We start from the raw sequence: 12,823 nt of genomic DNA on the forward strand, positions 1-12,823 counted from the left end.
CCACCAACGTTGAATTCAGCCGCCATTATACAGAGGCGAACACACGATTCAGCGGCACCGCTCCGGACACCTAGGCAGTGGCGGCGGTGTGGCCCCGGCCCGCCACCGGACGCCCTCCGGTACGCTGCAACAGGGCACGCAGATCCTGCAGCAACTGCTCCTGCACCAGCTCACTGTCCCAGTATCCCTGGTGCGCCACCAGCTGTGGCCCCCACTGCGCCGCACCGGTTTCTGCCAGCGAACAGGTTTCGTAATCCCGGTACACCGCCTGGTTGTAGGAGGGGCTGAGGGGTTTCAGTGGCCATCCGAACAGGTCATCGGGGTGGTAGAAATTCTTCCAGCGGAAGCTGTAACCGCGGGTGTCGGCGGTCACCGCCTGGATCTGCTCCCGTGGCAGGGCGGCGGACCACAGCGGCATGGTGGGCCCCAGCGTGTACCAGTGACTGAGGGTCTTCAGGCGCAGGAACAGGTCGCGGGCCGAGCCCTTGTGCACCCCACGCGGCCCGCCGTCGCGCCAGACCCCATGGCCGATGGTGGGGCGCTGGGCGTCCCACAGGTAATTGGACAGCGTCGCACAACTGGCGGAATGGCTCAGCAGCAACACCGGCGCGGTGTCGCCGGCAGCGGCGGCGGCCTTTTCCAGGGTGCGGTAAATGGCCTGCTGGGTCTTGTCGTAGTTGCCGTCGCGCTGCTGCGAAGAAGAGAACTGCGCGGCGCTCTCGGCCATGCCGTACAGCATAAAGCGGCGCGCGCGCAGGAAATCCATATCGCGCTTCTTCATCCCCTCGAAGACGCGCTCGACGTTGGTGTGCAGGTGTTCGTGGCAGGGAATGGTGTCGCAGTGCAGCCGCCCCCAGTCGTCCCCCAGCCCCTGGCGCAAGGCGCGGAACAGCGGTTCGGCGAAACTATCGTCTGCCGCCCCCATTCCCGGCGCTGCCAGAATGACTATATCGGTCATGAATGCCCCTGATTGGTTGTTCTTTTTTGTTGTTGTGTTTGTTGTTCTGGCCACGTCAGGACATCTGCGCGGCTCGTTTTTGTCACATTGTGTGTAATGGCACCGCTGAAAAACCGGAACCTGGTCGCAGGTTGAACACGAAAGTACCATCTGGTCACGGTTTTGCAAGCGCCCGGCCAAACCACCGGGAGGACACCCTGCGCCGGGATCGATGCCGACATCCTCCCCCGCGAGGGAGGATGTCACGCAGCGGTAGCCATGGGATGCTCATCATGCATAATTACGCCTGTACAAAAACCAATCAACGGGCCGACTCTCAGCGATGCTACTAGCCTCCAAATACAGCCTGCCGGACTGCCCGGAGAACACCCTGGCGCGCCCGCGCCTGCTCTCCCTGCTGGACCGGGGCGATATCGACCAGGTCATGCTGGTGACCGCCCCGGCGGGTTATGGCAAGACCACCCTGGTGTCCTCCTGGGCCGCCAACCAGGACAGCCCGGTGGCCTGGTTCTCGCTGGACAGTGGCGATAACGAACCGAGCCAGTTCTGCCGCTACCTGGTGGAGAGCGTCCACCGCGCCACCGGTAATGGCGTGCCTGAAACCCACGCCCTGGTCAGCGCCCAGCAACGCCCCGACCCGTCGCTGGTAGTGAGCCAGCTGCTGGCGGAGCTGCGCGGCCTGCCCAGCGAGCTGCGTATCGTGCTCGACGACTACCACCAGATCGACAGCGAGGCGGTGCACGACATCACCCGCTTCCTGCTGCGCCACGCACCCGCGGGTATCGGCGTGGTCCTTACCAGCCGCAGCCAGCCGCCGCTGGGGCTCGCCACCCTGCGGGTCCAGGGCCGCCTGCTGGAGCTGGGCAGCGACGAGCTGGCCCTGGATGTCGCGGAAACCGCACAACTGCTGCAGCAGCGCCTGCCTTTCAGCCTCGACCACGACCGCGTCGAGCAGCTGCACCAGCTCAGCGAGGGCTGGCCCCCGGCGGTGCAACTGTTCGCCCTGTCCGTGCGCAACGCCGAGGAAGTGGATCGATACCTGGGTGAGCTGGAGCAGGGCCACTCCCATATCCTCGATTACCTGGCCGAGGAAGTGCTGGAACGGCTGGAGCCACAACTGCGCGAGCTGCTCGCCTGCACCTCCATCCTCACCCGCGTCAATGCCACCCTGGCGGAGCGCCTGAGTGGCCTCGAGGGCGGCCAGCAGCTACTGGAGCAGACGGCACGCCGCGGCCTGTTCCTGCAGGCGCAGGACTCCAGTCGCCAGTGGTTCCGCTACCACCCGGTGTTCGCGCGCTTCCTCCAGCGCCAGCTGACCGAGAAAACCCGGCTGCAGGAACTGCACCGTATCGCCAGTGACACCTGGCAGGAGCTGGGGCAGCCGCTGGAGGCCCTGCGCCACGCACTGGCGGCGGAGGATACCGAGCGCCTGCAGCAGCTGCTGCACACCCAGGGCGAGCAGTTCCTGCGTGAGGGGCAGATCCGCGTCCTCAATGACTGCCTGACCTGGCTCGGCGCCGACAAGCTGCAGCGCAACGCCCGCTTTACCCTGATTGCCGCCAAGCTGGCGCGGGATAATTTTGAATACGACCAGTGCGAGAAGGTCCTGACCGCCGCAGAGAGCTGGTTGCAGCGCGAGGACCCGGAGCAGTGGCGTGATTTCGAGGGTGCCTTTGCCACCGTGCGCGCCCAGGCCGCCGTGGCCCGCGGCCAGACACTGGTAGCCAAGGAGTATGCCGAGGAGGCGCTGGAGTTGCTGCGCCCCGACCAGCTGGGCGAGCGTATCGCCGCGCTGCTGGTGGTGGGGGAAACCGGCTTCTGCCTCGGCGCGCTGGATGATGCCATCGACCATATGCGTGAAGTGGAAGCACTGGCGCTGGCCGAGAATGACCATCCCAGTGCCGCCTGGGCCATCTGCCAGCAGACCGAGATCGCCATCGCCCAGGGCCTGCTGAAGAAGGCTGCCGCCCTGCAGGAACGGGCCCAGCGGCTGGTGGAGGAACACCACCTGGTGGGCCTGCCCATCTCCGAATTTATCTGCCGGCTGGGCGGCCAGCTGGAGTGGGAGGACTGCCGCCTGGAAGACGCTGCCGCCTCGGCCCGGCGCGGCATGCAGATCAACCGCAAGGCCGGCGAACGCTGGCTGCTGCAGGAGTACAGCCTGCTGCTCAAGGTGGCCCAGGCCCGCGGCGAGCGGGACGAGTCGCTGGAATGGCTGTCGCGCATCGACCGCCTGCTGGCCGGCGAGCGCTACCACCGCGACTGGGTCGCCAATGCCGATGCGGCGCGGCTGCGCGCCTGGCGCGCCCTCAACGACCAGCAGGCCATCGCCGCCTGGCTGGAGCAGGCGCAGCCGGTGGCGGACCGTCCCAGCAACCATTTCGAGCAGTGCCATGGCCGCAACCATGTGCGCGCCCTGATCGAGGTACACCGCTGGTCTGACGCCAACCGGCTGTTGAGCCGGCTGCAACAGGTGGCGCGCGAGTGCGGCCTGGTGACCGACTGCCTGCGCAACCTGGTGCTGGAAGCGCACCTGCTGTGGCTGCGGGAACAGCGCGAGGCCGCCGTGCATGCCATCCGCGAGGCCCTCAGCATCGCCGTGGAACGGGATTTCAAGGCCAGCTTCCTGCAGGTCGGCAAGCCGCTGATCGTGATCCTCAAGGCCGCCATCGACAGCGGCCTGGGTGAAGCCGAGCAGGACAAGGCCCAGGAACTGATCCGCCTGGCCCAGCAGCAACCGGAACTGGATGGCGGAATCAGGATCGAGCTGGACGAGACCATCATCCGTGAAATCCTCGACAGCGATGCGGTGCCCGACTTCCTGCGACACTCGCCGCTTACCCCGCGGGAGTGGCAGGTGCTCAACGCCATCCACTCCGGCCTGTCGAACGAGCGTATCGCCCGGCACTTCAAGGTAGCGCCCAGCACCATCAAGACCCATATTCGCAGCCTGTACCAGAAACTGGATGTGAAGGACCGCCAGGAGGCCATTGCCCTGGCCGAGCAGATGCTCCGCTCGGTGCAGGACCAGCCCTCCGACCAGGGTCATTCCTGACTTTCTCTCGCCCTCCTCCCCACTCGGGGAGGAGGCATCAGTTGCCCGCCATCGCCATACTGACCCTATCCTGAGAAACGACTGCCGATGGGACGTAGTTATGAGTGGCAACAACACCGAGTGGTGGCGCAACAGCGTTATCTACCAGATCTATCCGCGCAGCTTCTGCGACGCCAATGGCGACGGTATCGGTGACCTGGCGGGTATCACCAGCAAGCTCGACTATGTGCAGTCCCTGGGCGTGGATGCCATCTGGATCTCACCCTTTTTCAAGTCGCCGATGGTGGACTTCGGCTACGACGTGTCCGACTACCGCGATGTGGACCCGATCTTCGGTAACCTGCAGGACTTCGACAACCTGATCGAGGCAGCCCATGCCCGCGACCTGAAGATCATCATCGACCAGATCCTCAGCCACTCTTCCGACCAGCACCCCTGGTTCCAGGAGAGCCGCTCCAGTCGCGACAACCCGAAAGCGGACTGGTATGTCTGGGCAGACCCCCGGCCCGATGGCAGCGCCCCCAACAACTGGATGTCCAACTTCGGCGGCAGCGCCTGGCGCTGGTGCACCCGCCGTCGCCAGTACTACCTGACCAACTTCCTCAAGGAACAGCCGGACCTGAACCTGCACAACCCGGAAGTCCAGGAGCAACTGCTGGCAGATCTGAAGTTCTGGCTCGACCGCGGCGTCGATGGTTTCCGCCTGGACGCCATCAACCACGCATTCCACAACCAGTCCCTGCAGGACAATCCTGCGCGGCCGCTGGAGCTGGACGAGAAGGGCCAGCCACCGGTGAATACCTACCATTACCAGTGGCACATCCACGACAAGTCCCAGCCGGAGAACCTGGCATTCCTGCAGCGCGTGCGCGCCCTGATGGACCAGTACCCGGAAACCGTGACCGTGGGCGAAGTGGGCGACGACAATACCCACAAGATCATGGCCGATTACACCACCGAAAACCGGCTGCACATGGCCTACTCCTTCGACCTGCTGGCCGAGGATTGCAGTGCCGGTTTCCTGCGCGAGACCCTGCGCAAGAACCAGCGGGTGATCGAGGAGGGCTGGCCCTGCTGGTCCATCAGCAACCACGATGTGCCGCGCCCCATGACCCGCTGGAACAGGGGCTTTGACCCGGAACAGGCTGCGGCACGCGTGCCGATGTTCCTGCTGACCCAGCTGGCCCTGCGCGGCAGCGTGTGCCTGTACCAGGGTGAGGAACTGGGCTTGGAGGAGGCGGATATCGCCTTCGAGGACCTGGTGGATCCCTACGGCATCAACCTGTGGCCGGAATTCAAGGGCCGCGACGGCTGTCGCACTCCCATGCCCTGGTCCAACGGCGGCGAGATCAATGCCGGTTTTTCCCGGGTCAAGCCCTGGCTGCCGGTGCCGGACGAGCATTACCACAAGGCGGTAAGCCTGCAGGAGGACGATTCCGCATCGATGCTGAACCGCTTCCGCGCGCTGCTCAAGTGGCACCACGAGTGGCCGGGACTGGCCACTGCCGAGCAGGAAATCGTCGACACCGGCGGCGACCTGCTGGCGTTCTACCGCCGCACCGGGACAGAAGAGTTTTTTGTGGTCGCCAACTTCGGCCACGAAGCCGGCTCCCTGGAGCTGCCCGCAGAATTTAGCAACGCACGCGATATCACCCCGGCGGGCTTCGCCGGCAAGGTCACCGACAGCAGCATCGCCCTGCCCGTGGCGGGTGCCCGCGTGCTCTACCGGAAAATTAACTAGAGAACGGCAGGTAGCCCGAATCAGTCAGTTTACGAGGCACCCCGCGGCCCTGAACCGCCATTCGTCACCGCGGGGCGCCTCACCTCACCCTATTTCTCTCGTCACTTGTACCGCAATGGATGGCACTTTTGACATCTCTCTTCGCCGGCCCCGAGCCGGCTTTTTTCTGCCCGCAATTCCCTCGGGCAGTGCATCCGGGTGTCAGGCGGGCCCCAAGAGCACGATTCAATCGTCGCGCTTGCGGCTGATCACCTGGAAAGACTGGTCGAGCTTGACCACCCAGCTTCCCCGCCCCTCGCAACTGGCGCTGATTACCCGGTATCCGTAATCCTTTACCTCGATGACGCCCAGCTCACAGCTGACCGAATCGAGCGCCGCCTCAATTTTCGCCTTCTCTTCTTCGGTTGGCTTCCGGTCCGCTGCTAATACAGCCGGCACCAGGACAAGCCAGGCCAACAGGCCCAGGGATACTCGTTTCATTGGCTCTACTCCTCACGGAACCTGCTCGCGCCCGCGCGGGAAATGCACGGAGACCGCACTCACCAGGGAAACCAACAGGTGCTCCCGCCGGGCACAGGCTGTATACACGGCAGATAGTAGGGTCAGCCTCCCAACATGCGTAGACCGGTCGCACAGACGTGCGGGATCCAGCGCAGGTCACCGCAGCCATATGGCATAAAACATCCATTACGTAATAAAAAAGGCGCACCGTTTCCGGTACGCCTCTCGCAGGCAAAACCCAGCCAGCGGCTGTCAGCCCTGGTGGATTTCCTGTGCGGCCCGCTCGCCGGTGCTGATGGCACCATCGATATAGCCAAACATTTCCAGGGCGGTGTGTTCGCCACAGAAATGGATGTTGCCTTCCTGCAGGCCCTGCGCCCCCCACCAGCCGGTGTAACCACCGAAAGTCTGGGTGGAGTAGGAACCCTTCGACCAGGGGTTCGCGGCCCACTTGGACAGCATGGCGGTGCCGGTAAAGGCATCACTGGTGCCCGGGAATACGTTATCCACGATGCCGAAGAAGTGGTCCAGGTCCCTCTTCGACGGCGGCGCGAACGGCTTGTCGCCACCAATTTCCCTGCCGTAGCTGCCACCGAAGAAGTCCACCAGGATGCCATCCTGGCTGCCGGTTACCGAAGTGGAATCCCAGGTATCAAACAGCTCCGGACGGCCCACATAGGTAACACCATTCGGGGTGAACTGCTGGCCGTCGACCACCTGCGGCTGTGTCCACGGACGGGTCGCGCAATGCACCGCCAGCTTGCCGTTGGTACCGAAGCCCATTTCCTCGATCGCACGGCGCTTCTGCGGCAGGAAGGAGTCGTAAATGCGCGCATCGATATCCACATCGCGCAATACCGAGAACGGCAGCGCCAGTACCAGCCGATCACATACATACTCGTAACCATCGGCAAAAGTCAGCTTGTACGGGCCGTTGATATCACCCTTGACGGCAATCAGCTTGCGGCCGGTCTCGATGGTACCTTCCGGCAACTCCTCTACCATGCGCGTTACCAGCTGGTCGTTACCACCGGAGATACGGAAGCGCTCATCGGTGCCCGCCAGCGGCAGTGCCGTGTTGATCGGGTTCCAGGCCAGCAGGTAGATCAGGTTCAGGGCGGTGGTGTCTTCCGGCTGTATACCGTATTCCGCCACGATGTCCGCCTGGAAGACCTGGCCCATATTGGAGTTGGCCCCGATACCCACGTGATCCAGCCAGGTGTTCACGTCGATATGGTCCAGCTCCTTGTGCATGGCATTGTGCCAGTCGTAGGTGGGCAGCCAGGGCGCATCCTGCTGGGCCTGCTTGAAAACCTTGTACACGTCGCGCCACTCGGCATTCAACTGGTGCTCGGTATAGCGCTGGCCATTCACCCAGTACAGCTCATTGCCACCGGGCACGGCATTGCCGTTCACGTCCTCAACGTCCAGCCCCAGCTGGTTGGCCAGGTTGCGCGCATAGCTGTGCTCGGTGGAGATCAGCTCACCACCACGCTCCACGGGACGGCCGAAGATATCGCGGTTGGTGTTTACACGACCGCCCAGGCGGGTGTTGCCCTCGAATACCTTGCTGGTGGCGCCGTTGTACTGGTACAGACGGTGCGCACAGCGGATGCCCGCAACGCCGCCACCGATAATGGCGACACGGCCCGGGTCAGTGGCACCACCGGCAATGGCCTGCGCCGGGCGTGAGGCGGTACCCGCGGCACCGGCGGTGCCCAGCACTGCGGCGCCCAGGCCCAGCTGCTTGAGGAACTGGCGACGGCCTTCTTCGGAGGCGTTCTTGCCGCCGTGGCGTGCACCTTCATTGATGATGTCGAGACTTTCGTCGGCGGGAATGCCGGTTTTGTCGGAGAGTTCCTGTGCCGCGCGCATACGGCGCAGCAGTCCCGCGATAGGGGAAAGGGTCTTACGGCTTCTCATTGTTGTCTTCCTGGAGCCCGGTGGATTTTCGGCCCGGGTACCTCTGGGGGCCGGTTTGCTTGCCTATCCCGATTCCCTGAACAGCCACGCCCCGGGGCGCCTCCAGCTACTGCAAAGCCTGCTATAGAAAGAGGATTTTTTATTCAGAATCGAAATAATCCAACCCCATTTTACAGATTGCGACCCAAAACTGAATAAAAGTTCGATTAATTTTCCTTTTTACAAAACAAAGTTTTACTTCTGGGCCGCCAGCCAGAACGGCCCTAACTGCCATCTATGCCCCTTGTATCTATCCCATCGGGGCGTAATACCTAATTCGTGTAAAAGCGCGCCAGCCCCAACCCTACTATCCACACCACTCGTTCGCGGTTTTACCGCCCGGGCCCAGTCTGCGGCAGAGACCAGGAAACACCGGTCGCCGCTTTGGGGAAATACACAACCTGTTGTCGCGTCTGCCGGACGTGTAGGTTCCTTTTGCCTCGCGAAGGTGCGCGCGGCGGGTTCATCTCGCAGATGCAGCTGTTTGCAAGAGAGGTGTGCAATGCAGAGCCGTCGTTCGCTAACCAAGATCTTTTCCATCACCGCAGCCCTGCTGATCGGCAGCGGCAGCTTACTGGCGCCGCTGGCCCAGGCCCGCGACTATGCGTACCCCTACCAGCGCCATCCATCCCAGCACAATGGCTCGGCCTGGTTCCGGCCCGACGCGGGGCACGGAGCGGCACATATCCGCATCGACCTGAGTGACCAGATGGCTTACTACTACAAGGGCGGCCGGCTGGTGGGAATGTCGCCGGTATCCACCGGTAAGCCCGGCCACCGCACCCCCACGGGCACCTTCCGTATTTCCGAGAAAAAGGTGAACCACCGCTCCAACCTCTACGGCCACTATGTCAGCCCGCGGGGTTATGTAATGCGCAGCAATGTGGATGTGCGCCGCGATCGCCGCCCCCCGGGTGCAGTCTTCCGCGGTGCCTCGATGGACTTCATGATGCGCGTTAACGGTGCCATCACCATGCACGCCGGCCGCGTGCCGGGCTGGCCCGACTCCCACGGCTGTATCCGCCTGCCCTGGCATATGGCGAAGATTTTCTTCGCCCATACACCAACGGGCACCAAGGTCAGCATCGTCCACTGACCCGCTCACCTGGCGGGCATAAAAAAAGCCCCCTTCCCTGCCCGGGAAGGGGGCTTTCGTTTGCGAGTACTGCCGCGCGATTCAGCGACTGCGCCAGCGTACCAGCGCGTCCCGGTGCCTCAGGAAGGTGAGCCCTTGCTTACCCCGCTTGCCTCGAGGTCGTGGGTGGTGAAGTAATCGTGGGCGGCCCGGTTGACCCGTTTTGCCAGTACCAGGGTCGAGGTCATGGTGGGCACCGCCATCACCGCGTACATACCGATGATGATGCTGTTGACCGCATTCAGGGACGCCACCGCGCCGATGACAATCAGGGCGATATAGGCTGCGGTATACAGCGCCTGGTAGCGGGTCCCGAACAGGAACACAAAACACTTCACGCCGTAATACCAGAAGGTAACGATGGTGCTGAACGCCAGCGGCAACACCATCAACAACAGCAACACCGGTCCCCAGTGGCCAAACACCTGGGAAAAGGCCTCGGCGGTCAGCGATACGCCCTCGATCCCCTCCCCGTGCTGCCACACCCCGGTCAGCAGGATCACCAGCGCCGTGCAGGTACACACCACCAGCGTATCCACAATCGGGCCCACCATCGCCACCACACCCTCGCGGATCGGCTCGGTGGTCTTGGCCGCACCGTGGGCGAGGGACTCGGTGCCGATACCGGCTTCATTGGAGAAAGCCCCGCGACTGATACCGGTGGCAATCACCGCGCCCAGTGCACCACCGGCCACCGCCTGCCCGGAAAAGGCGTCGCTCACAATCAGCCACAGCGCCGCCGGCACGTCCTGCCAGAAATAGCCAATGACGATAAACGTCAGCGCCAGGTAGAACAGCACCATGCCCGGCACCACGCGCACGGCAAACTTGCCGATGCGCTGGATGCGCCCGGCAATCACCACCGCGGCGGCGATGGCCAGCACCAGGCCGATGGCGAAGTCGAACCACAACGAACCGTCCTCGCCCACCACCCCGAGTGGCACGGCGAAGGATTCCCGCAGCAACTGCACGGTCTGGTTGGACTGGAACACCGGCAGCATGCCGCACAGCCCGGCCACCGCAAACAGCAGCGCCAACGGCATCCAGCGCCGTCCCAGGCCCTCGCGGATCACATACATGGGGCCACCCTGCAGCTCGCCGGCGGCATCCCGCCCGCGATACATCACCGACAGGCTGGCGGTGTAGAACTTGGTCGCCACCCCCACCAGGGCGGTCACCCACATCCAGAAGATCGCACCCGGCCCACCGGTACTGATGGCAATCGCCACACCGGCGATATTGCCCAGCCCCAGCGTTCCGGACAGGGCGGTGGACAGCGCCTGCCGGTGTGGCACCTGGCCGGGGTCATCGGGGTTATCGTACTTGCCCCGCAGCAGGTCGATACTGTGCCCCAGGTGGCGATAGGGCCGGCCGCGGGAGACGATCAGGAGATAGAGCCCGCCGCCCACCAGCAGGACCAGCAGCGGAGTGCCCCAGACAAACGAGGCGAACGCGGCGAGTGCCGCATCGATGGATTGTAGGAATGACATGCAGGTTTCAGTCAATTACGGGTAGATCCGGGAGTCTATGAAGCGGCGCGCCCGCTTGTCAAAACAGGCAAGCGAAGGCTCGACGGCCAGAAAACACAAAAGCCCCTCATTGAGGGGCTTCTTGGTTGGCAACAACGGGAGCCGGTCAGGCAACCGCCGGCTCGGGTTCCAGCCCGGTCGGGGCCACTTCGGGCTCCCGCACGAAGAACACCGACAGGGCACCCAGGATCATGAACACACCGGCCAGCACGATGATGTAAATGGCCTGGTTGTCGAACACGCTGTGCAGGATCGGGCCCGCCACCAGCGCCGACAGGATCTGCGGTGCGGCGATGGTGAAATTGAAGATCCCCATGTAAACGCCGGTCTTGCTCGCCGGCAGGGAGTCGGACAGGATCGAGTACGGCATGGCCAGGATCGCGGCCCAGGCAATGCCCACTCCCACCATCGGCAGCAACAGCCCCAGCGCGCCGCTGGGCACCGTAACCTCGGTGATCAGCAGGTCTACCTGGGTCGGCGCACCGCCCTTGAACAGCAGGAAGCTGATATAGCCCACGCCCCCCAGCAGCAGCGACAGCGCGTAGGTGGGCTTGCGGCCCAGGGCACCGGCGATGCGGGTCAGGGCAATGGAAAAGATCGCGGCAAACAGCGAATAGGCGGCGAAGATAATCCCCACCCAGTCACCCGCGGCGCCCTTGGCGGCGGCAATATGGTCGGGGATCTGGCCCACGGTGGCCAGGTAATCGTGGTCGAACCACTTGGCGTCCACGCCCCAGACATGCTGGGTAATGGCCGGGGTGGTATACACCCACATGATAAACAGGGCGAACCAGGAGAAGAACTGCACCACTGCCAGCTGGCGCATGGTGCGGGGCATATTGAACAGCAGGCGGGTGAAACCACCGAGGCGCTGCAGCAGGGTCTTGCGCTCGGCCAGCTCGCGGGCCAGCGCTTTCTCGTCGATCCCCTTGTAGGCGTTGTACTCTCTGGGGGCGTACTCCTTCGTGCGGAACACGGTCCACAGCACGCTGCCCAGCAGCACCGAGGCACCAATGTAGAAGGCCCAGATCACCGAGGGCGCCACCTCACCGGCCCTGGAAGTGTTCTCCAGGCCGATCACGTTGGTGAGGATAAACGGCAGCATGGATCCCAGCACGGCGCCAATGTTGATCAGCAGCGACTGCACCGAGTAGCCCAGGGTGCGCTGCTCGGAGGGCACCATATCGGATACCAGGGCGCGGAACGGCTGCATGGTGACATTGAAGGCGGCATCCATCAGCGCCAGCATCACCCCGCCGAACAGGATCGGTGCCACGAAAGCCACCACGATCCCCGCATTGGGCATAAAGGCCATCCCCACCGCCGCGGCGATGGCACCGAACAGGATATAGGGGTTGCGGCGACCGAAGCGGCTCCAGGTACGGTCCGAGGCGGAGCCCACGATCGGCTGCACAATCAGTCCCATCAGGGGCGCGACGATCCAGAACAGGGACAGCGAGTGCAGGTCCGCGCCCAGGTCGGAGAGGATCCGGCTGGCGTTGGCATTCTGCAGGGCAAAGCCAAACTGCACACCGAGGAAGCCGAGGCTGACATTCCAGACCTGCCAGAAGGGTAACTTGGGCTGTTTCATCTTCATCTCTGCGAGTTTCGTTATCGTTGTGGGAAGAATCTCGGTTCGCACAACGGGCCGGGGCCATTAGCCAGCGAGGCATCGGCGCACGAAACCGTGCAGGGCTCCCCTGGCCGGGCAGTGCCGGCGGGGCAAAGACTCATCGCTGACTGCGCGGGAGCCCCCGGTCCGGAGCTTCCCTTTATAGGATTTTGCCGGATCATGGCACGGCGGGGGTGGCCCTCCATCCTCCCCCGCCGGGGGAGTAGGCGGCCGGCCTGCATCATGGCGGACACCCGGGGAATGACCCGGCAGTCGACGGGATGCTGTCACCTTCGCAAGAATGCACACGCTCCAGCGCTCTCCCCCTGC

8 protein-coding genes are annotated in these 12,823 nt (G+C 63.8%); 3 read left to right on the forward strand and 5 right to left on the reverse strand.

Annotated elements, in window-relative coordinates; all coding sequences use genetic code 11:
• Positions 1–70: 70 nt before the first annotated feature.
• Positions 71–958: a hypothetical protein gene (locus tag ACH6CX_RS16975; protein ID WP_233006437.1), complete on the reverse strand. Its 888-nt coding sequence runs from the start codon at positions 956–958 to the stop codon at positions 71–73.
• Positions 959–1,280: 322 nt separating this feature from the next.
• On the opposite strand from ACH6CX_RS16975, the gene malT reads away from it, so the two are divergent.
• Positions 1,281–4,013 carry an HTH-type transcriptional regulator MalT gene (gene malT, locus ACH6CX_RS16980; RefSeq protein ID WP_237062821.1) on the forward strand — a complete coding sequence of 911 codons (2,733 nt, stop codon included), beginning with the start codon at positions 1,281–1,283 and terminating at the stop codon, positions 4,011–4,013.
• 100 nt (positions 4,014–4,113) lie between these two features.
• Positions 4,114–5,754, forward strand: a complete 1,641-nt coding sequence (locus ACH6CX_RS16985) for an alpha-amylase family glycosyl hydrolase (RefSeq protein WP_396676012.1) — start codon at positions 4,114–4,116, stop codon at positions 5,752–5,754.
• Between the two features lie 225 nt (positions 5,755–5,979).
• Here the strand turns inward: ACH6CX_RS16985 and ACH6CX_RS16990 are convergent, their stop codons facing one another.
• Together ACH6CX_RS16990 and ACH6CX_RS16995 are read right to left on the reverse strand one after the other, a co-directional pair.
• A complete protein-coding gene (locus tag ACH6CX_RS16990; RefSeq protein WP_237062823.1) occupies positions 5,980–6,234 on the reverse strand; it encodes a hypothetical protein in 255 nt (84 codons plus the stop codon).
• A gap of 273 nt (positions 6,235–6,507) precedes the next feature.
• Positions 6,508–8,178: an NAD(P)/FAD-dependent oxidoreductase gene (locus ACH6CX_RS16995; protein WP_237062825.1), complete on the reverse strand. Its 1,671-nt coding sequence runs from the start codon at positions 8,176–8,178 to the stop codon at positions 6,508–6,510.
• Positions 8,179–8,719: 541 nt separating this feature from the next.
• Here ACH6CX_RS16995 and ACH6CX_RS17000 point away from each other — a divergent pair.
• Positions 8,720–9,313 (forward strand): L,D-transpeptidase family protein, encoded by a 594-nt coding sequence (locus tag ACH6CX_RS17000; protein WP_233006442.1) that lies wholly within the window; start codon positions 8,720–8,722, stop codon positions 9,311–9,313.
• Positions 9,314–9,432: 119 nt separating this feature from the next.
• Here ACH6CX_RS17000 and ACH6CX_RS17005 read toward each other — a convergent pair whose 3' ends face one another.
• Positions 9,433–10,842 (reverse strand): amino acid carrier protein, encoded by a 1,410-nt coding sequence (locus ACH6CX_RS17005; RefSeq protein ID WP_334078599.1) that lies wholly within the window; start codon positions 10,840–10,842, stop codon positions 9,433–9,435.
• Between the two features lie 145 nt (positions 10,843–10,987).
• Entirely contained in the window at positions 10,988–12,472 is a 1,485-nt protein-coding gene (locus ACH6CX_RS17010) for an MFS transporter (RefSeq protein ID WP_370636813.1), read from the reverse strand.
• Between the last annotated feature and the right edge of the window lie 351 nt (positions 12,473–12,823).

Source organism: Microbulbifer sp. JSM ZJ756 (assembly GCF_044383805.1).
Classification (GTDB): domain Bacteria; phylum Pseudomonadota; class Gammaproteobacteria; order Pseudomonadales; family Cellvibrionaceae; genus Microbulbifer; species Microbulbifer zhoushanensis.